Annotated in this window: 16 protein-coding genes and 2 rRNA genes; 8 read left to right on the top strand and 10 right to left on the bottom strand. The window is 63.7% G+C overall.

Annotated elements, in window-relative coordinates:
- Window positions 1-7: 7 nt before the first annotated feature.
- Entirely contained in the window at window positions 8-577 is a 570-nt protein-coding gene (gene aosR / locus ASH04_RS07925) for an oxidative stress transcriptional regulator AosR (protein ID WP_027497669.1), read from the bottom strand.
- A 48-nt stretch (window positions 578-625) separates the two neighbouring features.
- The gene (gene clpS, locus ASH04_RS07920) at window positions 626-985 is read right to left on the bottom strand and encodes an ATP-dependent Clp protease adapter ClpS (RefSeq protein ID WP_228139244.1); all 360 of its coding nucleotides are present in this window, start codon (window positions 983-985) and stop codon (window positions 626-628) included.
- Window positions 986-1,135: 150 nt separating this feature from the next.
- On the opposite strand from clpS, the gene ASH04_RS07915 reads away from it, so the two are divergent.
- On the top strand, window positions 1,136-2,392 hold the full coding sequence (locus ASH04_RS07915; protein WP_235579983.1) for a nicotinate phosphoribosyltransferase: 1,257 nt from the start codon (window positions 1,136-1,138) through the stop codon (window positions 2,390-2,392).
- Between the two features lie 50 nt (window positions 2,393-2,442).
- On the top strand, window positions 2,443-4,491 hold the full coding sequence (locus ASH04_RS07910) for an ATP-dependent DNA helicase (protein ID WP_032368391.1): 2,049 nt from the start codon (window positions 2,443-2,445) through the stop codon (window positions 4,489-4,491).
- 7 nt (window positions 4,492-4,498) lie between these two features.
- On the opposite strand, the gene glgP is transcribed toward ASH04_RS07910, so the two are convergent.
- Entirely contained in the window at window positions 4,499-7,036 is a 2,538-nt protein-coding gene (gene glgP, locus ASH04_RS07905; RefSeq protein ID WP_057473231.1) for an alpha-glucan family phosphorylase, read from the bottom strand.
- 204 nt (window positions 7,037-7,240) lie between these two features.
- Here glgP and ASH04_RS07900 point away from each other — a divergent pair, with 204 nt between their 5' ends.
- From ASH04_RS07900 to ASH04_RS07890, 3 genes are read left to right on the top strand one after another with little or no spacing between them, the layout of a single operon-like run.
- Window positions 7,241-9,247, top strand: a complete 2,007-nt coding sequence (locus ASH04_RS07900) for a maltotransferase domain-containing protein (protein ID WP_027497674.1) — start codon at window positions 7,241-7,243, stop codon at window positions 9,245-9,247.
- Window positions 9,248-9,258: 11 nt separating this feature from the next.
- Window positions 9,259-11,460, top strand: coding sequence for a 1,4-alpha-glucan branching protein GlgB (gene glgB, locus ASH04_RS07895; RefSeq protein ID WP_057473448.1), 2,202 nt, complete (start codon window positions 9,259-9,261; stop codon window positions 11,458-11,460).
- Window positions 11,461-12,909 (top strand): hypothetical protein, encoded by a 1,449-nt coding sequence (locus ASH04_RS07890; RefSeq protein ID WP_057473230.1) that lies wholly within the window; start codon window positions 11,461-11,463, stop codon window positions 12,907-12,909.
- Between the two features lie 5 nt (window positions 12,910-12,914).
- On the opposite strand, the gene ASH04_RS07885 is transcribed toward ASH04_RS07890, so the two are convergent.
- The 3 genes from ASH04_RS07885 to ASH04_RS07875 all read right to left on the bottom strand — a co-directional run bounded on the left by ASH04_RS07885 (window position 12,915) and on the right by ASH04_RS07875 (window position 15,537).
- The gene (locus tag ASH04_RS07885) at window positions 12,915-13,862 is read right to left on the bottom strand and encodes a tetratricopeptide repeat protein (protein WP_235579965.1); all 948 of its coding nucleotides are present in this window, start codon (window positions 13,860-13,862) and stop codon (window positions 12,915-12,917) included.
- A 47-nt stretch (window positions 13,863-13,909) separates the two neighbouring features.
- A complete protein-coding gene (locus tag ASH04_RS07880) occupies window positions 13,910-14,272 on the bottom strand; it encodes a DUF3817 domain-containing protein (RefSeq protein WP_032399482.1) in 363 nt (120 codons plus the stop codon).
- A 74-nt stretch (window positions 14,273-14,346) separates the two neighbouring features.
- Window positions 14,347-15,537 (bottom strand): acetyl-CoA C-acetyltransferase, encoded by a 1,191-nt coding sequence (locus ASH04_RS07875; RefSeq protein WP_027497679.1) that lies wholly within the window; start codon window positions 15,535-15,537, stop codon window positions 14,347-14,349.
- A 112-nt stretch (window positions 15,538-15,649) separates the two neighbouring features.
- Here ASH04_RS07875 and mce point away from each other — a divergent pair, with 112 nt between their 5' ends.
- Both mce and ASH04_RS07865 read left to right on the top strand, forming a co-directional pair.
- Window positions 15,650-16,126, top strand: coding sequence for a methylmalonyl-CoA epimerase (mce, locus tag ASH04_RS07870; protein WP_057473229.1), 477 nt, complete (start codon window positions 15,650-15,652; stop codon window positions 16,124-16,126).
- A gap of 59 nt (window positions 16,127-16,185) precedes the next feature.
- On the top strand, window positions 16,186-17,148 hold the full coding sequence (locus ASH04_RS07865; RefSeq protein ID WP_057473228.1) for a hypothetical protein: 963 nt from the start codon (window positions 16,186-16,188) through the stop codon (window positions 17,146-17,148).
- A 28-nt stretch (window positions 17,149-17,176) separates the two neighbouring features.
- On the opposite strand, the gene ASH04_RS26100 is transcribed toward ASH04_RS07865, so the two are convergent.
- Both ASH04_RS26100 and nucS read right to left on the bottom strand, forming a co-directional pair.
- A complete protein-coding gene (locus tag ASH04_RS26100; RefSeq protein ID WP_082519195.1) occupies window positions 17,177-17,494 on the bottom strand; it encodes an ATP/GTP-binding protein in 318 nt (105 codons plus the stop codon).
- 41 nt (window positions 17,495-17,535) lie between these two features.
- Window positions 17,536-18,207, bottom strand: coding sequence for an endonuclease NucS (gene nucS, locus ASH04_RS07860; RefSeq protein WP_027497682.1), 672 nt, complete (start codon window positions 18,205-18,207; stop codon window positions 17,536-17,538).
- 42 nt (window positions 18,208-18,249) lie between these two features.
- Here nucS and ASH04_RS07855 point away from each other — a divergent pair, with 42 nt between their 5' ends.
- On the top strand, window positions 18,250-19,839 hold the full coding sequence (locus ASH04_RS07855) for an adenylate/guanylate cyclase domain-containing protein (protein WP_057473446.1): 1,590 nt from the start codon (window positions 18,250-18,252) through the stop codon (window positions 19,837-19,839).
- A gap of 602 nt (window positions 19,840-20,441) precedes the next feature.
- On the opposite strand, the gene rrf is transcribed toward ASH04_RS07855, so the two are convergent.
- Together rrf and ASH04_RS07845 are read right to left on the bottom strand one after the other, a co-directional pair.
- Window positions 20,442-20,558, bottom strand: a 5S ribosomal RNA gene (gene rrf / locus ASH04_RS07850).
- 135 nt (window positions 20,559-20,693) lie between these two features.
- Window positions 20,694-23,850: ribosomal RNA gene (locus ASH04_RS07845) — 23S ribosomal RNA — on the bottom strand.
- Window positions 23,851-23,894: the final 44 nt, after the last annotated feature.

Below are 23,894 nucleotides of genomic sequence, written 5' to 3'. Positions count from 1 at the left end.
CGGCACCCTAGGGAACGAGGACCTGGACGAGGGAATCCTGCATCCAGGTCAACCAGTGGTACACGTCCAGATGGGGAGCACGAGGATCGCCCTCGTCGAGTACGTCAGGAGTGTCCGCACTGATGCCCAGTGTGGTCCCGAGCGCCAGCCTCACGTCGTTGAGACCCGTCAACCACGCATCGGCCTGTTCCTGGGTGAGCACGATCTTTCCGCCGGAATCGGGCAGGGTCGCGAGGATCACTGCCCCGGCAGCCAACTTCTCGTCGATGATCTCGGGCTCGTGCAACCCGCGGAGGGCACCGTTCAGATCGGCCGGATCCTGATCGTCGTGTTCGGGATCGGCGCGGTGGAAGTCCGGCAGCAACCGGGCCAGCGCTGCATCGTCCGGCGGGCTGTTGTGGCCGGTACGCAGCCCGGTCAGCGCGGCGAGCTCGTCGGTGGGTGCCGCGGCGGAACGATCACGTAGCAGGCCGAGAACGGATGCGACCAGGGACTTGAGCACCGCCGCCTCACGAGCGTCGATCTCGGACTTGATCTTGACCCCGGACAACGAATTCCGTCTCGTCCACGTGCGCACTGTCGGTGATGTCCTTCTCTGACGTAGAGGTGGCGAACTGACTGCTGACTACTTGTCCTGCTGCATGGTGGCCCACAGGCCCGCCGCGTGCAGCCTTTTGACGTCGTTCTCCATCGCATCGCGCTCGCCGCTCGACACGACCGCCTTGCCCTCGGAGTGCACCTGCATCATCAACTCGGTGGCCTTGGCCTTGCTGTAGCCGAAGAGCTTCTGGAACACGTAGGTCACGTAGTGCATCAAGTTGACCGGGTCGTCCCACACGATGGTGACCCACGGAGTGTCGTGCGCTTCGTCGGCAGCAACGGCCTCGGTTTCGGCCGGCACCGCCTGCGGCGACGCCGCCGCGACTTCGAGTGCCGAGAAGCCGTCCACGGGCAGAAGCGATCCATCCACCGTCAACCAAGGCATGGCAACAGGGTACGGCGTGTCGGGCCGACCCCACACGTTCGCCCCTGCGCTCGTAGTGTGATCGAGGTGAGCAATGACGCGACCACCGATCACACGCTTTCCAGCGACGGAGCCAGCACTGCACTGCTGACCGACCAGTACGAGTACACGATGCTGTCCGCGGCCCTGGCCAGCGGCTATGCAGACAGACCGTGCAGTTTCGAGGTCTTCGCCCGCAGGCTACCCGGCGGCCGCCGATACGGCGTCGTGGCCGGCACCGAGCGCATTCTCGACGCCGTCGATCGTTTCCGATTCGGCCCGGACGAGCTGCGTGTCGTGTCGAAGTTTCTCGACGCCGACACCGTCGAGTGGCTGCGCAACTACCGCTTCACCGGCGACATCGACGGTTACCGCGAGGGCGAGCTGTACTTTCCCGGCTCCCCCGTCCTGACGGTCCGCGGCACGTTCGCCGAGTGCGTGGTCCTGGAAACCGTGGTGCTGTCGATTCTCAATCACGACAGCGCAATCGCCTCTGCGGCAGCGCGCATGGTCGCCTCCGCCGAGGCCAGGCCGATCATCGAAATGGGATCGCGGCGCACCCACGAGGAGGCGGCGGTCGCGGCATCGCGCGCGGCCTACTTGGCCGGCTTCACCGCGACCTCCAACCTCGAAGCAGTCCGACGCCACGGCGTCCCCGGAGCAGGCACGTCGGCCCACTCGTTCACGCTGCTGCACACCACCGCCGACGGCCCCGACGAGAAGGCCGCTTTTGCCGCTCAGGTCCGAGCGCTCGGGGTGGGAACGACACTGCTGGTCGATACCTACGACATCAAGCAGGGCGTGGCCAACGCGATCGAGGTGGCCGGTCCGGAGCTCGGTGGTGTCCGCATCGACTCCGGCGACCTCGGTGTCCTCGCCCGTCAGGTCCGCGCCCAATTGAACGCTCTCGGTGCGCCGAACACGCGGATCGTCGTCTCCGGAGACCTCGACGAGTACGCGATCGCCGCGCTGCGCGCCGAACCCGTCGATTCGTACGGCGTCGGCACGTCGCTGGTCACCGGTTCCGGCGCGCCGACAGCAGGAATGGTCTACAAGCTGGTCACCGTCGACGGCATTCCCGTCGCCAAGCGCAGCAGTCACAAGGAATCGCGCGGGGGTACCAAGGCAGCGCTGCGGACCGCACGTGGGACCGGTACGGCCGTCGAGGAAATAGTGCACCCGTTCGACGCTGTACCGACGGTCGAGGACGGTCTGACGGTGGAGACGTTGACCACGCCGCTGATGCGTGGCGGCCGGCGCGTCGCCGATCTACCGACCCTCGCTGAGGGCCGGGACCTCCTCGCGCGACGCCTGGTCAGCCTGCCGTGGGAGGGGCTCGCCCTGTCCCAGGGCGAACCGGCGATACCGACCCGGTTCGCCCTGGGCTAGGGGCGGTGTCGGTGCCGAACGCGGTGGGCGATCGGCAGTAGTCTGCTTCGGTGCCGTCGAAGACCGAGTTGCCCACCGTTCCCGCTCTCTTGCAGGTTGCGGTGCACTCGCTCGGTGGCAAGGAACGCAGCAATCAGCTGACGATGGCCTCTGCCGTGGCGCATTCGATCGACACCGGTGAGCATCTCGCGGTGCAGGCGGGCACGGGCACCGGCAAGTCCCTTGCCTACCTCGTGCCCAGCATCAGGCATGCGGTCGAATCGGGGAAGACTGTCATCGTCTCGACGGCCACGATCGCGCTGCAGCGACAGTTGGTCGACCGCGACCTTCCACGTCTGTCCGACGCACTGACCGAGGCTGTGGGTCGGCGTCCGAAGTTCGCGATCCTCAAGGGCCGCAACAACTACTTGTGCATGAACAAGATTCACACCGGTGCCGCACAGGAGGCACCGGACGCGGAGTTGTTCGACCCGTTCGCCGTCTCGCGGATGGGCCGCGAGGTGGTCCGGCTGACCAAGTGGTCCTCGGAGACCGAAACGGGAGATCGCGACGACGTGGTGCCCGGCGTGAGCGACCAGGCGTGGCGTCAGGTCAGCGTCACCGCTCGCGAGTGCCTCGGGAAATCGCGGTGCCCCGTCGGCGAGGACTGCTTCGCCGAGCGCGCCCGCACCGAGGCCGCACAGGTCGACGTGGTCGTGACCAACCACGCGCTGCTCGCCATCGACGCGATCACCGGAATTCAGATCCTGCCCGAGCACGACGTCGTGGTCGTCGACGAGGCCCACGAATTGGTCGACCGAGTGACCGGCGTTGCCACTGAAGAGCTTTCGGCCGCCACCGTCACCGCGGCCGCACGCCGTAGCGCCAAGCTCATCGAGGAAGAGACCGTCGATCAGCTCGAAGGAGCTGCCGAGAACTGGGCCGCGATTCTGGACGAACTACCGCCCGGTCGATGGCAGTCTCTTCCCGACGGCGTCGGACCGGCCCTGGCGTCCGTCCGCGACGCCGCCTGGGCCGTGCGCACCGCGATCGGCCCGAACAAACAGGGCATGGCGAGCAGCGATCCCGAGGCCGCCGCGGCCCGCAGCGCAGCACTCGTCGCAGTCGACGAGGTGCACGACAGCGCCGTACGAGTGCTCACTGCCTTCGACGAGCCCGACCCGGCCAAGCGTAAGGACGTCGTCTGGCACGCCGTCGACGATTTCCGAGGAAACGTCAAGCGCACCGTTCGCATTGCTCCGCTCTCGGTGGGCGGGCTGCTGCGGGCGCGGTTGTTCGCCGAATCCACCGTGGTGCTGACCTCGGCGACGCTCACCGTCGGCGGATCCTTCGACGGCCTGGCCGTCAACTGGGGCCTGCCCGCAGAGAAGCCCTCTCGCAGTGACACAGCCATGGCGTCGGGAGTGGAACCACCCTCGGACAACGGATCCATTCGCTGGAATTCGTTGGACGTGGGCTCGCCGTTCGATCACGCTCGCGCCGGCATCATGTACATCGCCAAACATCTGTCTCCGCCCGGACGCGACGGCCTGTCCAAGTCCTCGCTCGACGAGATCGAATCGCTCGTCGAGGCAGCCGGTGGTCGGACGCTCGGGCTGTTCTCGTCGATGCGCGCCGCCAAGGCCGCGGCAGAGGAGATGCGCGAACGACTCGACACCCCGATCCTCTGCCAGGGTGACGATTCCACCGGCGCACTGGTGCAGAAGTTCGCCGACGACGAGGCCACTTCACTGTTCGGGACGCTGTCGCTGTGGCAGGGCGTCGACGTGCCCGGTCCGTCGCTGAGCCTGGTGATCCTGGACCGCATTCCGTTCCCCCGGCCCGACGATCCGCTACTGGTGGCTCGGCAGCAGGCCGTCGAATCACGTGGCGGCAACGGCTTTCTCGCGGTGGCCGCCAACCACGCTGCCCTGCTACTGGCGCAGGGCGTCGGTCGACTGCTCCGTAGCGTCGACGACAAAGGTGTTGTCGCCGTGCTCGATTCGCGCCTGGCGACCGCCCGGTACGGCGGTTATCTGCGCGCGTCCTTACCGCCGTTCTGGGAGACCTCCGACCCGGAGGTGGTCCGCAAGGCCCTCACCCGCCTGGCCGGAAAGTAGCTGCTCCCTACGGCGTCGACACCAGACCGAGCTCGGCATCGGAGGCAAGCCCGTGGTGCCGCGGCAACACCCGCACCGTGTAGCCCACCGCTCCACTGTGCGGTAGCCGTGTCTCGCCCGCGTACACGTGCTCGCCGCCCTCACTGCCCACGTGCGACATCTCGGTGGTGCGAATGTCGCTGAGGTCCTCGCCCTCGTCGACGCGTCCCACCACGGCCTGCACCACGACGGCACCCGGTTCCATACCGCCGAGGTCGACGATGGCGCGCAGCGACAGTTCGGCACCGATGACGGGGGTGTCCGGCAACCCCTCGCTGTCGACTCGGGTGACTTTCACGTTGCGCCACGCCTGCTCGACGCGGCCGCGATACGACGCGACATCCTTGGCGCCGTGGTAGCCGTCGGCCGACACCGCGCGGGCGGAGTGCGCAGCGGGCGCGTAGTAGCCGAGCGTGTAGTCCTGCACCATTCGCGATGCCAACACTTTCGGTCCCAGCTGTTCCAGTGTGTGCCGGACCATCTCGATCCAGCGCGCCGGCACACCATCCTCCCCGCGATCGTAGAATTTCGGCAGCACCGCCTGCTCGAGCAATTCGTAGAGGGCAGCGGCTTCCAGATCGTCGCGGCGATTGTCGTCGGTGATGCCGTCGGCCGTCGGGATCGCCCACCCGTTTTCGCCGTCGTACATCTCGTCCCACCATCCGTCGCGAATCGACAGATTGAGGCCGCCGTTGAGCGCCGACTTCATTCCGGACGTACCGCAGGCCTCTAGGGGTCGCAGCGGGTTGTTCAGCCACACATCGCATCCCCAGTACAGAAAGCGCGCCATGGACATGTCGTAGTCGGGCAGGAACACGATGCGGTGTCGTACATCGGCCTCGTCGGCGAACTTGACGATCTGCTGGATGAGCGCCTTTCCTCCGTCGTCGGCCGGGTGCGATTTTCCGGCTACCACCAGCTGAACCGGGCGGACGGGATCGAGCAACATCGCCCGCAATCGCTCGGGTTCGCGCAGCATGAGCGTCAGACGCTTGTACGTCGGTACGCGTCGAGCAAAGCCGACGGTCAACACGTTGGGGTCGAAAACATTTGCAGTCCAGCTTATCTCGGCCTCGGTCGACCCTCGCTCGAGTGCCGAGCGGCGCACCCTTCGGCGCACCTCGTCCACCAACTGCGCGCGCAACGCGTTTCGAGTGGACCACACCTGCTCCGAGGACAACGGCCCACCTGTCTCGGCCTCCCCCTCGGCCCATTCCCGCGCCGCCCACGTCGGCGCATGGACACCGTTGGTCACCGATCCGATCGGCACCTCCGACGCGTCGAATCCTTGCCACAGGCCGTTGAACATCTCGCGGCTGACGATTCCGTGCAGCTTCGACACTCCGTTGGCGCGCTGGCCCAAGCGAAGACCCATGTGCGCCATGTTGAACACCGACGGATCACTCTCGCCGCCCAGCGCCAGAATTCGGCTCATCGGCAATCCCGGCAACAAAGCCGAGTCCGGTGCACCGTCGCTACCGCCGAAATAGTGCCGCACCAGATCGGCGGGGAATCTGTCGATGCCGGCAGGCACCGGGGTGTGGGTGGTGAACACCGTGCCCGCCCGGACGGCGGCCAACGCCGAATCGAAGTCCAGCCCGCTACCGGTGACGAGTTCACGAATGCGTTCGACCCCGAGGAAGCCGGCGTGGCCCTCGTTCATGTGGAACACCTCGGGATCGGGCAGACCGTGCGCGCGCGTGTAGGCCCTGATCGCGCGTACTCCGCCGATACCGGCGAGGATCTCCTGCTTGATGCGGTGGTCCTGATCGCCTCCGTACAGACGGTCGGTGACTCCTCTGAGCTCGGGATCGTTGTCGGCGATGTCGGAATCGAGCAGCAGCAGCGGAACGCGTCCCACCTGAGCGATCCACACGCGGGCCCGCAGCACGCGCGATCCCGGCATCGACACGTGTATCAACACCGGTGAGTCGTTGTCGTCGGTGAGCAGTCGTAGCGGCAGACCGTGCGGGTCCAGGGACGGGTAACGCTCGGCCTGCCAGCCGTCGGCCGTCAGCGATTGCCGGAAGTACCCCGAGCGGTAAAGCAGTCCGACGCCGATCAGCGGTAGCCCGAGATCCGACGCCGCCTTGAGGTGGTCACCGGCCAGAATGCCGAGCCCACCCGAGTAGTTCGGCAGTACCTCGGTGACCCCGAACTCCATCGAGAAATAACCGATGCCCGACGGCAGAGCTCTCCCCTCGGCGAGCTCGTTCTGGTACCAGAGGGGTCGGGCGAGGTAGTCGTGTAGATCCGCCTCGGCGGCGTCCAGTTCGGCCAGGAACGATGCGTCTTCGGCGAGTTCTTCGAGCCGGCCGGGTGCGACGGCACCGAGCACGGCCACCGGATCGCGTTCGAGTTCGGTCCACAGCAGCGGATCGATGTGCTCGAAAAGATCCTGCGTGGCCGAATGCCACGACCACCTGAGGTTTGTCGACAGCTCGGCGAGGGCATTCAGACGGGCGGGAAGGTGGGCTCGGACGGTGAATCGACGCAAGGCTTTCACAGAGCCGAACCCTACCCACGGATACCTGTGTCGATGGGGCGCTCGGCGAAGATTTCCTCGTGCGCCCGTCGCGGTCAGTATGCGTCGGCGCACGCGCCATCTGCGCTGCTGCACTACGGTTGACGAGTAGAAGCACACCAAATATCGGTTCGATCAGAGGTTGCGCCCGCGCAGCCATACCTCTAACGAAGAATGGAGTGTGAAGTGACAGGTCGACTTGGTATCGACAATGTCCTTCCAGATACGACGACCGGGAAATACCCCGCGAAAGCGGTGGTGGGCGAGACGTTTCCAGTTTCCGCCGACGTCTGGCGCGAGGGTCACGACGCAGTGGCCGCGACGCTGTCGGTGCGTGGACCGGGAGGCAAGCTCGAACGCATCCCGATGACGCCCGGCCACGAGCCGGACACGTTCGACGCGGTGTTCGTCCCATCCCGGCCCGGCTACTGGATCTGCCGTATCGAGGCGTGGAGCGACCCGATCAGCACCTGGCGTCACGCCGTCGAAGCGAAGCTCGGAGTGGGCCAGAGTGCCCACGAACTCGCCAACGACCTTGAGATCGGGGCGCGCCTGTTCCTCCGCGCTGCCACCGGCGTTCCTGCGGAGAGCAGGCAGCTGCTCGCCGACGTCGCCGCCGGCCTGCGCGACACCGACCGCCCGCTGCCCGCGCGCGTGTCCTCGGCGTTCGCATCGTCGGTCACCGAACTGCTGTTCCAGCACCCGCTGCGCGAGCTGGTGACCAGATCACGGGCCGTGAACGTGTGGGTCGACCGAAACCTGGCCCTCAACGGTGCCTGGTACGAGTTCTTCCCGCGCTCCACGGGCGGGTGGAACGAGGACGGATCACCGCGGCACGGCACGTTCGCGACATCCATCGAGCAGTTGCCGCGCATCGCGCGCATGGGCTTCGACATCGTCTACCTGCCTCCGATCCACCCGATCGGCACGATCAACCGCAAGGGCCCGAACAACACGTTGACTCCGGGCCCCGAGGACGTCGGTTCGCCGTGGGCGATCGGATCCAAGGACGGCGGGCACGACGCGATCCATCCCGAGCTGGGGACCGAGGACGATTTCCGTGCGTTCGTCGACGCCTCGCGAGAGCACGGGCTCGAAGTGGCGCTCGACCTCGCCCTGCAGGCCGCTCCGGATCATCCATGGGCCGCAACACATTCCGAGTGGTTCACGGTGTTGCCGGACGGCACGATCGCCTACGCCGAGAATCCGCCGAAAAAGTACCAGGACATCTACCCGATCAACTTCGACAACGACCGTCGTGGCATTTACGAGGAAGTGCTACGCGTGGTCCGATACTGGATCTCGTTGGGTGTCAAGATCTTCCGAGTCGACAATCCACACACCAAGCCACCGGACTTCTGGGAGTGGCTCATCGCCGAGGTCAAGAAGACCGATCCGGACGTGCTGTTCCTGGCCGAGGCGTTCACCCGGCCGGTGCGCATGTACGGTCTCGCGCAACGTGGGTTCACTCAGTCGTACACGTACTTCACGTGGCGTACCGCGAAGTGGGAGCTGACCGAGTTCGCCGAGGAGCATGCCCGACGCGCCGACGACGCGCGACCGAACCTGTTCGTCAACACCCCGGACATCCTGCACGAGAGCCTGCAGCACGGTGGACCCGGAATGTTCGCTCTGCGAGCAGCTCTGGCCGCCACCCTGGCTCCGACGTGGGGCGTGTACTCCGGATACGAGCTGTACGAACATCAGGCCGTGCGCGAGGGCAGCGAGGAGTATCTGGACTCGGAGAAGTACCAGTTGCGACCGCGCGACTTCGAGGGTGCGCTCGCCCGCGGCGAATCGCTGGAGCCGTGGATCACCACCCTCAATTCCATCCGCCGTGCGCATCCGGCCCTGCAGCAACTGCGCAACATCCATTTCCACACGATCGACAACGAAGCGCTGATCGGATACTCCAAGTTCGATCCGCAGACCGGCGACTCGGTGTTGGTGGTCATCAACCTCAACCCGTTCGGAGCCGAGGAGGGCACCGTCCATCTGGACATGCCCGCGCTCGGTCACGACTGGCAGGACACCCTGACGATCAAGGACGAGGTGAGCGGCATCCATTACGACTGGGGCCACACCAACTTCGTCCGACTCGAGCCCTGGACCTCGGTGGCGCACATATTCACGCTCCCCCACATTCCCTATCCGGCACGAATCGAACTGGCCTACCGCGGCAACCGAAAGTGAGTGGATTCAACGTGACCAAGAATCCGACGACGCCCGAAGACACCGTCGCAGCCCCGTCCGACAACGACCTCGATCTCCTCGCCGCTGGTCGGCACTACAACCCGCATTCCGTGCTCGGCGCGCACCCCGCGCCCGGCGGAACAGCGATTCGTGCGCTGAAGCCCGACGCGGAGAAAGTGATCGCGCGCGTCGGGGGTGTCGACCACGAGTTGACCCACGTCGCCCACGGCCTCTTCTCTGCGCTGGTGCCGGTCGAGGACCTGATCGATTACCGGCTCGTGGTCACCTGGCCAGGTGGGCACGTGTCCGAATCCGCCGACGGGTATCGGTTCCTACCGACCCTCGGTGAACTCGACCTGCACCTGTTCGGCGAAGGTCGCCACGAGCGTCTGTGGGACATCCTCGGAGCGCACCAGCAGTCGTACGCCACTCCCGACGGTCCCGTCACCGGCACCTCGTTCGCGGTGTGGGCCCCTGCCGCCCAGGGCGTCACGCTGGTGGGCGACTTCGACGGGTGGACCGGCCGTAGTTGGCCGATGCGCGTCCTCGGCTCCACCGGAGTCTGGGAGCTGTTCGTCCCGAACATCGAACCCGGTGCCCTGTACAAGTTCCGCGTCCACGGCTCCGACGGTTCGGTGAAGGACAAGGCCGACCCGATGGCCTTCGCCACCGAGGTTCCGCCGTCCACCGCGTCGGTCGTGACCGCGTCGACGTACACCTGGAACGACGAGAAGTGGCTCGACACCCGAGCCGGCATCGAACCCACGCAGGCTCCGATGAGCGTCTACGAGATCCATCTGGCGTCGTGGCGACCGGGCCTGGGTTACCGGGAGCTGGCCGAGCAACTGGCCGAGTACATCATCGAGACCGGCTTCACTCACGTGGAGTTGCTCCCGGTCGCCGAGCACCCGTTCGGCGGATCCTGGGGCTACCAGGTGACGTCCTACTACGCACCGACGTCCAGGTTCGGCAGTCCGGACGACTTCCGGTTCTTCGTCGATCACCTGCACAGCGCCGGCATCGGCGTCATCGTCGACTGGGTCCCCGCTCACTTCCCCAAGGACGAATGGGCCCTCGCCCGCTTCGACGGTGGGCCGCTCTACGAGCACGGAGACCCGCAGCGAGGCGAGCAACTCGACTGGGGCACACTGGTTTTCGACTTCGGCCGACGCGAGGTCCGCAACTTCCTGGTCGCGAACGCGCTCTACTGGATCGACGAATTCCACATCGACGGACTGCGCGTCGACGCCGTCGCCTCGATGCTGTACCTGGACTACTCGCGTCCCGAGGGCGGCTGGTCGCCCAACATCTACGGTGGCCGAGAAAACCTCGAAGCGGTGTCCTTCCTGCAGGAGATGAACGCCACGGTGCACAAGAAGCACCGCGGAGTGGTCACCGTTGCCGAGGAGTCGACCGCCTGGCCGGGCGTCACTCGCCCGACGAACGTCGGCGGGCTCGGGTTCAACATGAAGTGGAACATGGGGTGGATGCACGACACCCTCGGCTTCGTCGGGCGCGATCCCATCCACCGCAGCTACCACCACCACGAGATCACGTTCTCGCTCGTCTACGCGTGGAGCGAGAACTACCTGCTGCCCATCAGCCACGACGAGGTGGTGCACGGCAAGGGCACGCTGTGGACCCGCATGCCCGGGGACGACTACGCCAAGGCCGCAGGGCTGCGCGGAATGCTCGCCTACATGTGGGCACATCCGGGCAAGCAGTTGCTGTTCATGGGCCAGGAGTTCGGTCAGACTCGCGAATGGTCCGAGGAGCGAGGCCTGGACTGGTACCAGATCGACGAGGAGCCGTTGCACCGAGGTGTGAAATCGCTTGTCGCAGATCTGAACTCGACGTACCGGTCGCATCCGGCACTGTGGACGCTGGACACCTCGCCCAGTGGCTACTCGTGGATCGACGCCAACGACACCGAGAACAACGTGCTCAGCTTTCTGAGGTACGGCTCCGACGGTTCGGTCGTCGCGTGTATTTTCAACTTCTCCGGTTCCGAGCACGGCAGCTATCGTGTGGGACTACCGGAACCAGGCCGTTGGATCGAGATCCTCAACACCGATGCAACGGAGTACGGCGGCTCCGGAATGGGCAACCTGGGTGAAGTGACGGCAACATCGCACTCGTGGCACGGTCGACCGGCATCAGGCCAGGTTGCACTTCCCGCCAACGGGGCGATCTGGATCAAATTGGAGCAGTAGATGACCGGCGGCCGCAGACCACGACTTCTGGCTGCGGCCGCCACTGCAGGGTTACTACTGTTGACATCGTGCGCCGCCACCGTCGGCGGTAATGCAGTGTCGATCTACGAGAATCCGTTCACGGTCGCCGGCCTTCCGGTCACCAGCGGACCGAGCGGACCGCGTCCGGGAGTACCGGATTCGACCATCGCCGTCGAGAACGCCGAAGGCACCGACTCGGACATCTTGGCAACCAACGCGATCGACGACATCCAGCAGTTCTGGGCCGAGCAGTATCCGGCCCTGTTCAAGGGCTCGTTCACGCCGGTCTCGACATTGACCTCGTGGGATGCGTCGGAGGACGAGGGATCCGGCATCCGGTTCTGTGGAGACAGAACCGGTGGAGTCCCCAATGCCGCGTACTGCACTCGCGACGACTCGATCGGGTGGGACCGCACCATTCTGCTTCCGGCGTTGGTCGACGCGTTCGGGCCGATGTCGGTGGTCATGGTGATCGCGCACGAATACGGCCACGCGATCCAGCATCAGTCGGGACTCGTCGGCGACGACACCCCGACCATCGTGGCCGAGCAGCAAGCCGACTGTTTCGCCGGCGCATTCATCCGCCATGTCGCAGAAGGCGATTCGCAGCACTTCACCATCAACACCTCGGATGGGCTCAACGGTGTTCTTGCTGCGACCGTCGCGGTGCGCGACGTGGACCCCAACGATCCCGAATCGGTTCACGGGTCCGCATTCGAGCGCGTCACGGCAGTGCAGATCGGATTCAGGGACGGCGCGGCCACCTGCACACGCATCGACGAGGCCGAAATCGATTCACGCCGAGCGTCGTTGCCGCAGAAGTTCGACAGCGCCGACAATTCCGGCGAGCTACCGGTCACCGAGGACTCCCTGGGCGCATTCACGCGATCGTTCGAGACGGCGCTTCCCGTCGCCGATCCCCCGACCGTGGACTATTCGGGATCGGACACCGGGTGCACGGACGCCGAGGCCACCACTCCGGTGTCGTACTGCCCGTCGAGCAACACCATCGGTGTCGATGTGGAGGACCTGGCCGAAATAGGGCAACCCGAGACACCTCAGCGCGGAGACATCCTGCCACTCAACGTATCCGGTGACTACAGCGCGTACGTATTGTTCGCGTCTCGCTACACCCTCGCAGTACAGAAGGAAGCGGGCCAGACGCTCGACGACCCGCAGACCGCACTTCGATCCGCATGCCTGTCCGGAGTCATCACCGCAGCGTTGAGCGCCGAATCCAACGAGGCCGCTCTCGAAATCCGGCTCTCTCCCGGCGATCTCGACGAAGCCGTCTCCGGTCTACTCAGCGACGGATTGGCCGCCAGCGACGTCAACGGAACGACGCTGCCGTCCGGCTTCTCCCGAGTCGACGCTTTCCGCTCGGGAGTTCTCGGCGGCAAACCCCTGTGCGATTCGCGCTACAGCTGAGGGATTCAGTACAGAGCGGACGCGAGTTTACGACGCGCCGAGACCACCAGAGGATCGGCGGCGTCGAACAACTCGAACAGCTCCAGTAGGCGGGTACGCAGGGCCGTGCGGTCGTCCCCTGCACTGATCTTGATTCCGTCGATGAGCCGTGCGAAAGCCTGTTCCGGCTGCTGCCCGGCCATCTCCGCGTCGGCCGCATCGATGCGGGCCTGGACATTATTGGGATCGGCGTCGGCCACCTCGACGGCATCGGGTGCAACGTTCTGCACCCGAGCCAAGAACTTGACCTGACGCAGCGCGGCGACCGCGTCGGTGTTCTTCGGCTCGGCGTCGATGATTGCCTGATACGCCGCCGCTGCTTTGTCGAAGTCACCCTCGTCGATCGCCTCTTCCGCAGCGACGATGCGCGGATCCTCGACCTCGGGTTCCGGCTCGGCGGCGGGAGCCGACCCGGGTGGACCGGACAGCTTTCCGGCGGTTGCCTGCTCGATTGCCTGCAGCCACTGACGCAACTGCTCGTCGGATTGCGTGCCCTGGAAATCGGCGAGCGGCTGCCCACCCGCAACGGCAACCACCGTGGGAATGGCCTGCACGCCGAATGCCTGCGCGATCTGCGGATTCGAGTCGACATCGACGCGGGCATGTATCCACGTGCCGCCGGCCTCGACGGCAAGTTGCCCGAGCTGACGCGTCAACGCCTGGGACTGCGGCGACCGAGCCGATCCCAGGTCGACGATGACCGGTACCTGCATCGATCGCTGCAGAACCTCGGCTTCGAAATTGGCCGTGGTCACGTCGACGATCGGAGCCAACCCTCCCGCATCGCCACTGGCTTCGGCAGCGGGAGAAGGTGCCGGACGGTCCTTGAGAACGGACAGGTCGACGGCTCCGGCAATGGATGCGGGGACGGCGGCCGACGGGCGGACAGGAGGACGGGAACCGGGTCGAGTCACGTCCTACAGTTTGTCACTAACGCGATGCGTCATCCACTGGCGGGCGGTCAGGACGGAACCTTCGCGTCGGCTGTGGGTCGGCCGGTGCTCAGCTCGGCAAGGCGTCCGGTACGCACGGCCCAGATTTCGAAGACCACGGTGCCGAACGGCGGGAATGCCGCGACCAGCGCCAGCAGCGTGGCCTTGATGTCCCACTTGAGCTTCACCGCCGTCAGGACGGCAACGGCAAGGTACACGATGAACACCGCACCGTGGATGGGCCCGAAGATCTTCACGCCGATTTCGTTGCCGTCGGCCGGCAGGTACTTGAACGCCATGCCGACCAGTAGTCCGAGCCAGGTGAACGCTTCGAGCACGGCAATGAAACGGAAGCGTTTGGCCGTGCTGCTCAGGTCGAAGAAATTCGTCATGCCCGCTATTGTGCCCGGTTTGCTACGACAGAACGTAGTGGCTCTGGTCTCATCGGACCAGAGCCACTACCGACTCAGCTTTTCGGGACTCGAACGATGAGCGCGTCGCCCTGTCCGCCGCCGCCGCACAATGCTGCGGCACCCACTCCGCCACCGCGCCGCTGCAGCTCCAGAGCCAGGTGCAGTGCGATGCGAGCGCCCGACATTCCGAGGGGATGACCGATCGAAATCGCACCGCCGTTGACGTTGACGATCTCCGGATCGATGCCGAGCTCACGCGTCGACGCGATTCCGACCGCCGCAAACGCCTCGTTGATCTCGACGACGTCGAGGTCCTTCGGGTCGATGCCTTCCTTCGCGCAGGCCTTGGCGATGGCGCGAGCGGGCTGCGACTGCAGGGTGGAGTCGGGGCCGGCCACCACACCGTGCGCGCCGATCTCGGCGAGCCAGGTCAAACCGAGCGACTCGGCCTTGTCCTTGCTCATCACGACGACGGCGGCGGCACCGTCGGAAATCTGCGACGCGGATCCGGCAGTGACTGTGCCCGCCTTGTCGAACGCGGGGCGAAGCTTGCCGAGGGAATCGACCGTGGTGTCGGCCCGGATTCCTTCGTCGGCAGTGAACTGGATGGGCTCACCCTTGCGCTGCGGAATCGACACGGGCACTACCTCGTCGTCGAAGACCCCGTTCTTCCACGCCGCGGCAGCCTTCTGATGCGATCCGGCCGCGAAGGTGTCCTGCTCCTCACGGCTGATGGCTTCGGAGCTCTGATTGCGCTGCTCGGTGAGCGCGCCCATGGCCTGGTCGGTGAAGATGTCGTACAGACCGTCGTATGCGAGGTGGTCGCGCATGGTGACATCGCCGTACTTGAATCCCGCCCGCGACTTCTCCAGCATGTGCGGTGCCTGGGTCATCGATTCCTGGCCGCCGGCGACGACGATCTCGAACTCCCCCGCGCGAATGAGCTGGTCAGCGAGCGCGATGGCGTCGACGCCGGAGAGACACACCTTGTTGATGGTCAGGGCCGGAACGGTCATCGGGATACCTGCAGCGACGGCGGCCTGTCGGGCCGGGATCTGCCCGGCACCCGCAGTGAGGACCTGGCCCATGATGACGTAGTCGACCTGATCCGGAGCGACGCCGGCCTTCTCGAGTGCGCCCTTGATGGCAATTCCGCCGAGGTCGGAACCCGAGAAGTCCTTGAGCGCACCCGAGAAGCGCCCGACGGGCGTACGAGCACCGGCGACGATGACTGTTGTGGTCACGATTTCCTCCGAAAGTGTGAAGACGGCCTTGTGGAGATCAACGCTCGCCAGGCTCCCTACCGATACCAGCCTGGCGGAACACCGTGACGCAGCTGACGCTAACGTCTTGTCCATGACCTCCAGCACGCAGTCTTACACGGGCACCCCACTCCGCTCCGACCTGGTGACGGCTATCGACCACGTCGGCATCGCGGTACCCGATCTCGATGCCGCAATCGCCTGGTACACCGACCACCTGGGGATGGTTGCGGTGCACGAGGAAGTCAACGAGGAACAGGGCGTGCGCGAGGCGATGCTCTCGTTCCCCGGGGCAGGCGAAAAGTCGGCAGCACTGCAGTTGCTCGCGCCCATCGACGAATCCTCGACCATCGCGAAGTTCATCGACCGAAACGGCCCCGGACTCCAACAGTTGGCGTATCGGGTCACCGACATCGAGGAGATCTCCTCCGAGTTGCGCGCCCGCGGCGTTCGATTGCTCTACGACGCCCCCCGCCGCGGTACGGCCGATTCGCGTATCAACTTCGTACACCCCAAGGACGCAGGCGGAGTACTGATCGAACTGGTCGAACCGAACCACAACGCGCACTGACCGAACTCGGTGATTACGCCGTATGGCTCTCCACTTGACTCACCGGTAAATTGACGGCCATGGCCATCGATCATGAACGCACTTCCACGGTGCAACTCCCCTTTTCCATCGTTCGGAAGGGGTTCGATCGCGACGAAGTCACCAACTACTTCGAGCGATTCGACGCCGAATTACGGCTGACGACGGCCGACCGTGATGCCGCCGCGGCACAGGCGCGTGATCTGGCCAAGCAACTCGACGACGCTCGCGACGAGATCGACGAACTGCGCAAGGACATCGACCGTCTCTCGGTGCCGCCGACCACCGCGGAAGGCATGAGCGATCGCATCTCCCGCATGTTGCGACTGGCGTCGGACGAGGCCTCCGAGGTTCGCGCGAAGGCACATGCGGAGTCCGAGGAGATGATCTCGGTTGCGCAGCAGGAGAGCACTCGCCTGCGAAGCCGTCACGAGTCGTTGGTCGCAGAACTCGAGGAGCGCCGCACGGCACTCGAAACCGAGCACGAGCAGACCATGGCTCAGGCACGCACCGAGGCTGCGCGCGTCGTCGAGGCCGCACAGGCTGAGCGCGACAAGCTGGCTGCCGAGTCCGAGGCCAAGCGCGCCGAGGTTCAGGAAGACTTCGAGATCACGATGGCCGAGCGCCGCACCAAGGTGCTCACCGCGCTCGAAGAACTGGAAGCGTCGAGCAAGGCCGATGCTGCTCGCCGTATCGAAGAGGCGACGACCGAGGCCGCACGCCGGCTGCAGTCCGCCAGCGAGCAGGCCGAGCGCCGCATCGCGCACTCGAAGGAATTGGCCGAGGAGCTGCGCGTGCTGCGAAGTCGCGTCCTCGCTCAGCTACTGGGTATCCGGGGCCAGCTCGATTCGGTACCGGCCATGCTGGCCTCGGTCAACCGCGAAAGCGAGTTGCTGGACAACCCCGACCCGACGGCCATCCTCAAGAAAGAAGAAGAGAAGGCTGCGGCGAAGGCCGAGAAGGACAACGACGAAGAGACGGAATCCGCCGACTCGGCGTCCTGACTTCGCAGCACACGCTCGGCCTCCCCCGCTAGGACCATCTACGGGTGAGGCCTCGCGTGTTTCTGCCGCTCCAACACCCGGTGTGCCAATGTCTGCGGTTGTCGGCTCCCCCGAAGTCGTCCGCCGGCCACGCCACGATGTGGGCGACCCCTGGCCGCACCTCGTGATCGCAGCCTGGGCAACGGTAGGTCTTGACGGCCTTGGCACCGGGAATCATCCGAGTCGTGTACGTGTCCCCGTCAGGACCCACCTCGACGCGATTGCCGCCCAGGACGGAATCGGTAGCCGGGCCGAGACTGCTCGGACCACTCCGACTCGCTTTGCGGGGCTGATTGCGACGAGGCACGCATCCAGTGTAGAGAATCGCGCCGCTTCGGCAGACAGACGTCAGAAGAGCCGGAACTCGGTGCTGTCGGTGCCGCGGAGAACGTCGTAGTCGAGCGTCAGACAACGTATACCGCGATCGGTGGCCAGAGTCTTCGCCTGCGGCTTGATGACCTGTGCGGCGAACACACCGCTGACCGGTGCCAGCAACGGGTCACGATTGAGCAGTTCGAGGTACCGAGTCAACTGCTCCACACCATCGATTTCACCGCGACGCTTGATCTCGACGGCGACAGTGCCACCATCTGCGTTGCGGCACAACAGATCCACCGGTCCGATTGCCGTCATGTATTCACGCCGCACCAGGGTGTACCCCTCACCGAGGGTGTTGACGTGTTCTGCGAGCAACTCCTGCAGATGAGCCTCGACACCGTCTTTGACCAACCCTGGATCGATCCCCAATTCATGACTGGAATCGAGTTCGACGTCGTCGATCGTGATGCGAAGTTCTTCGCCCGCCTTGTTGGTGACGACCCATTTGATGGTCTCGTCCTCGGTGGTCTCGACCATCCAACAGGGCGGAGACATCCAGTTGAGGGGCTTGTACGCCCTGTCGTCCGCGTGCACACTGACCGATCCGTCGGACTTGACGAGCAGCAGGCGTCGAGCGGAAGGGAGATGTGCGGTGAGGCGGCCGATGTAGTCCACTTGGCAACGAGCAATAACTAAACGCACTCGACCACCATAAGGCAGCACGGCCGTTACTCTGTGACCACCATGCCCCAATTCAGACGATCTGCCGCTCCGCTGGGTTCCCGGCTGCTCGGAGACACCACCGAATCGCCGCGCCGACGCCGGATCCGAATCCAGCTGTTGCTGACGGTGTTCCTGGTCCTGTCCAACCTGATCGGTGCGGTGATCGTCGGTGTCCTCATCAGTGTCGTCGTTCCAGGCCCGGACGTTCTGAAGATGGACCGCTACTGGTGGGTCAACTTCATCGTCGTCCCGGTGTACGTCTTTCTGGCATTCCTGGTCGGTGTCGTCTGGGGCACCACACGTGCGCTCAGCAGTCTGCGGTGGGGCATCGAGGATCGCGAACCCACCCGATCCGAGCAGGTTGCGACGCTGGCAATGCCCTGGCGCCTGACGCGCATGCAGATTGCGCTGTGGACCGGTGGACTGATTCTGCTCACCACGATCGACGGCATCATCGACCCCCAGGCAATCCCGAAGGTGGCGTTCACCATCGCCGCGGGCGGCACAGTCGTATGTGCCTTCAGCTACCTGCTCAGCGAGTTCGCTCTGCGGCCCATCGCGGCTCGTGCCCTGCAAGCGGGCGACCCACGGCGCATCCGGATCGCCGGTGTCATGGGGCGTTCCATCCTGTCGTGGTTGCTGGGAACCGGCGTTCCGGTCTCCGGACTAATGATGATCGCGGTGTTCCGCTTCCTTCGACCCGAGACCAGTGCAAACCAGCTCGCTGTGTCCATCCTCGCGCTCGGCGGCATCACCATCGTCTTCGGATTCGCGCTGACCGTCCTGGGCGGTTTCGCGACCACCTCCCCCATCAACAACGTGCGGGCGGGCATGGCCGAAGTCGAGAAGGGCAACATGGATGTCCGACTCGCGGTGTACGACGGCACCGAGCTCGGCGAACTGCAGAGCGGTTTCAACCGCATGGCCGACGGTGTGCGCGATCGAGAGAAGATCCGCGACCTGTTCGGACGACACGTCGGACACGAGGTAGCCGAGAAGGCCCTGCAGTCCGAGAGCGAACTCGGGGGCCAGGAGCGCGATATTGCAGTGTTCTTCATCGACCTGGTGGGCTCCACCGAATTGGCCGCATCACGACCGCCGACCGAGGTGGTGGATCTACTGAACCGCTTCTTCGCCGTCGTCGTGGACGAGGTGGACGAACACGGCGGCTTCATCAACAAATTCGAGGGCGACGCGGCGCTCGCCATCTTCGGAGCACCGAACGACATTCCGGATCACTGCGGATCGGCACTCTCGGCCGCACGTGCCATTGCCCGCCGATTGCTGGTCGAAGTACCCGAGTGCAGCGCAGCCGTCGGCGTTGCAGCCGGCCGAGCCGTTGCCGGCAATGTGGGAGCAAAGTCGAGATTCGAGTACACCGTCATCGGCGATCCGGTCAACGAGGCTGCGCGATTATCGGAACTGGCCAAGAGTGCTCCCGGTGCGATACTCGCTTCCAAGACAGCGGTAGACGGTGCTGCCAAGAACGAAGCGGACCGCTGGGAATTCGGTGATCGAGTAACCCTTCGAGGGCGATCCGCAGAGACAGTTCTGGCGAACCCCAAGGACGTGAAGGTTTCCGCAGACGAGGCCGAATCCGTTCACGTCTGATCCACCCGATCACTGGGCGCAGTACGTGTAGTGCACTGTGCACCTGCCGTTTTCATCACTGACGACTCGGCCGTCCTGTGACCGGTCCCCCTCGCGAATGCGCGCGCGTTTGTCGAACGCTCACGACATCGCTGACGATTCTGCGCGCGCCTCGCGAATGCGAGCGCATGTGCAGATTTCAGGTGTCGAGTGAGCCGACTGACGCTTGGTCGCCAAGCTTCGATGGCAGTAGTCGACTTGTTGGGGTTGGGTTCTGTTCGACGGCCCGCGAACGCGCGCGCGTTTGTCGGGTGCGCGCGGTCTGGTGTCGCTGTTCTGCTCGCGTGTGGCGAGTGCGCGCGCGTTCGCGCCCCGGGGGCGAGGGGAAGGGGGTCCGTATGGCGATGATGGGACTGGGGGTGCAGGTGTCGATGCCTGCGCATTCCGGCGCCTACGCATTCAGCTCGACCGCCTGAATCCTGTTGCGGCTGTCCATGGTTTCGAATGCAAAATGCCCCTGACCACGGGTGGTCAGGGGCATTTTGGGATGTTGTGTTCGGCGGTGTCCTACTCTCCCACACCCTGTCGAGTGCAGTACCATCGGCGCTGGAGGGCTTAGCTGTGTTCGGCGGTGTCCTACTCTCCCACACCCTGTCGAGTGCAGTACCATCGGCGCTGGAGGGCTTAGCTTCCGGGTTCGGAATGGGACCGGGCGTTTCCCCTCCGCTATGGCCGCCGTAACTCTGCGAAACAGTGTCACGAGCGAACCTGTCACCCACACWCGTGTGGGTGGCGGATTCGTGTATTCGGTTGTGCTTRCTGAACAACTACTCGTGTGTTGTTTCAGATATTGCACAGTGGACGCGTAGCTTCTTTGTGGTAAGTCCTCGGCCTATTAGTACCAGTCACCTGCATACATTGCTGTACTTCCAGTTCTGGCCTATCAACCCGGTGGTCTGCCGGGGGCCTTACCCCCTCGAGGGGGTGAGAAACCTCATCTTGGAACAGGCTTCCCGCTTAGATGCTTTCAGCGGTTATCCCTTCCGAACGTAGCCAACCAGCGGTGCTCCTGGTGGAACAACTGGCACACCAGAGGTTCGTCCGTCCCGGTCCTCTCGTACTAGGGACAGCCTTCCTCAAGTTTCTTACGCGCGCGGCGGATAGAGACCGAACTGTCTCACGACGTTCTAAACCCAGCTCGCGTGCCGCTTTAATGGGCGAACAGCCCAACCCTTGGGACCTACTCCAGCCCCAGGATGCGACGAGCCGACATCGAGGTGCCAAACCATCCCGTCGATATGGACTCTTGGGGAAGATCAGCCTGTTATCCCCGGGGTACCTTTTATCCGTTGAGCGACACCGCTTCCACTTGCCGGTGCCGGATCACTAGTCCCGACTTTCGTCCCTGCTCGACTTGTCAGTCTCACAGTCAAGCTCCCTTGTGCACTTGCACTCGACACCTGATTGCCAACCAGGCTGAGGGAACCTTTGGGCGCCTCCGTTACATTTTAGGAGGCAACCGCCCCAGTTAAACTACCCACCAGGCACTGTCCCTGAACCAGATCATGGTCCGAGGTTGAGGTATCCAATACGATCAGAGTGGTATTTCAACAACGACTCCACAGTAACTGGCGTCACCGCTTCACAGTCTCCCACCTATCCTACACAAACCGAACCGAACACCAATACCAAGCTGTAGTGAAGGTCCCGGGGTCTTTTCGTCCTGCCGCGCGTAACGAGCATCTTTACTCGTAATGCAATTTCGCCGAGTCTATGGTTGAGACAGCTGAGAAGTCGTTACGCCATTCGTGCAGGTCGGAACTTACCCGACAAGGAATTTCGCTACCTTAGGATGGTTATAGTTACCACCGCCGTTTACTGGGGCTTAAATTCTCAGCTTCGCCATTACTGGCTAACCGGTCCTCTTAACCTTCCAGCACCGGGCAGGCGTCAGTCCGTATACATCGTCTTACGACTTCGCACGGACCTGTGTTTTTAGTAAACAGTCGCTTCTCACTGGTCTCTGCGGCCCACACCAGCTCACACTGCAAGAGTGATCACCGGCAGGGGCCCCCCTTCTCCCGAAGTTACGGGGGCATTTTGCCGAGTTCCTTAACCATAGTTATCTCGATCGCCTTAGTATTCTCTACCTGACCACCTGTGTCGGTTTGGGGTACGGGCCGTGTAACAACTCACTAGAGGCTTTTCTCGGCAGCATAGGATCACTGAATTCGCCTCAATCGGCTACGCATCACCTCTCAGGCTWKRTGAACGGCGGATTTGCCTACCGTTCGCCCTACAGGCTTACACCAGTACAACCACTGACTGGCCCAGCTACCTTCCTGCGTCACCCCATCGCTTGGCTACTACCAGATCAGGTCCCACGCATCCACCACACGCCTCACTCTCGAAAGAGATCGGTCATATGGATTCAGGGTGGTTAGTGTCACTGATTCACCATGGGCGCGGTTACACGGGTACGGGAATATCAACCCGTTGTCCATCGGCTACGCCTGTCGGCCTCGTCTTAGGTCCCGACTCACCCTGGGCGGATTAACCTGGCCCAGGAACCCTTGGTCATTCGGCGGACGAGTTTCTCACTCGTCTTTCGCTACTCATGCCTGCATTCTCACTCGCGCAGCCTCCACACCTGGATCACTCCGATGCTTCCATGGCTGCACGACGCTCCCCTACCCACCCACACACCTGCACACAGATCCGCAGACCTGAATGGGGCTATTGTGTGAGTGCCGCAGCTTCGGTGGTGTACTTGAGCCCCGCTACATTGTCGGCGCAGGATCACTTGACCAGTGAGCTATTACGCACTCTTTCAAGGGTGGCTGCTTCTAAGCCAACCTCCTGGTTGTCTTCGCGACCCCACATCCTTTTCCACTTAGTACACGCTTAGGGACCTTAGCTGGCGATCTGGGCTGTTTCCCTCTCGACTACGAACCTTATCGCCCGCAGTCTCACTGCCACGCTCTCACTCACCGGCATTCGGAGTTTGGCTGATTTCGGTAAGCTTGTAGGCCCCCTAGACCATCCAGTAGCTCTACCTCCGGTGAGAAACACGTGACGCTGCACCTAAATGCATTTCGGGGAGAACCAGCTATCACGGAGTTTGATTGGCCTTTCACCCCTACCCACAACTCATCCCCTCAGTTTTCAACCTAAGTGGGTTCGGTCCTCCACGACGTCTTACCGTCGCTTCAACCTGGCCATGGGTAGATCACTCCGCTTCGGGTCTAGAACACGCCACTACACCACACAASGTGGATACGCCCTATTCGGACTCGCTTTCGCTACGGCTACCCCACACGGGTTAACCTCGCGACATGCCACTAACTCGCAGGCTCATTCTTCAAAAGGCACGCCATCACCACCAACAGAATAAACTGCTCGACGGCTTTGACGGATTGTAAGCGCACGGTTTCAGGTACTATTTCACTCCCCTCCCGGGGTACTTTTCACCTTTCCCTCACGGTACTAGTCCGCTATCGGTCACCAGGGAGTATTCAGGCTTATCGGGTGGTCCCGACAGATTCACAGCAGATTTCACGGGCCCGCTGCTACTTGGGTATCCACAACGACAGTTGCAATGTTTTCGTCTACGGGACTCTCACCCTCTACGACAGGCCGTTCCAGACCACTTCGACTAACACCACAATTTCTCACTGTCGGCCGATCCGGCAGAATCGACAATGCAAACCCCACAACCCTCCATACGCAACCCCTGCCGGGTATCACACGCACAAAGTTTGGCCTCATCCGCTTTCGCTCGCCACTACTCACGGAATCACTATTGTTTTCTCTTCCTGTGGGTACTGAGATGTTTCACTTCCCCACGTTCCCTCCACACACCCTATATATTCAGATGCGGGTAACACGACATCACTCGTGCTGGGTTTCCCCATTCGGACACCCTCGGATCACAGCTCGGTTGACAGCTCCCCGAGGCTTATCGCAGCCTCCTACGTCCTTCATCGGCTCCTGGTGCCAAGGCATCCACCGTACGCTCTTCATTACTTACAACAAAGATGCTCGCGTCCACTGTGCAATTCTCAAACAACACACAC

Source organism: Rhodococcus sp. Leaf233 (assembly GCF_001426165.1).
GTDB classification, from domain to species: domain Bacteria; phylum Actinomycetota; class Actinomycetes; order Mycobacteriales; family Mycobacteriaceae; genus Rhodococcoides; species Rhodococcoides fascians.
Note: the sequence above shows the minus strand (reverse complement) of the source record. Positions and strands in the feature narration are given on the sequence as shown.

Excerpts from the sequence above, each read along its gene's own strand:
- ASH04_RS07865 (WP_057473228.1), top strand. The coding sequence starts at position 16,186 with ATGGCCATCGATCATGAACGCACTTCCACGGTGCAACTCCCCTTTTCC.
- mce (WP_057473229.1), top strand. The coding sequence starts at position 15,650 with ATGACCTCCAGCACGCAGTCTTACACGGGCACCCCACTCCGCTCCGAC.
- ASH04_RS07915 (WP_235579983.1), top strand. The coding sequence starts at position 1,136 with ATGCTGTCCGCGGCCCTGGCCAGCGGCTATGCAGACAGACCGTGCAGT.
- ASH04_RS07880 (WP_032399482.1), bottom strand. The coding sequence starts at position 14,272 with ATGACGAATTTCTTCGACCTGAGCAGCACGGCCAAACGCTTCCGTTTC.
- ASH04_RS07855 (WP_057473446.1), top strand. The coding sequence starts at position 18,250 with ATGCCCCAATTCAGACGATCTGCCGCTCCGCTGGGTTCCCGGCTGCTC.
- ASH04_RS07890 (WP_057473230.1), top strand. The coding sequence starts at position 11,461 with ATGACCGGCGGCCGCAGACCACGACTTCTGGCTGCGGCCGCCACTGCA.
- clpS (WP_228139244.1), bottom strand. The coding sequence starts at position 985 with ATGCCTTGGTTGACGGTGGATGGATCGCTTCTGCCCGTGGACGGCTTC.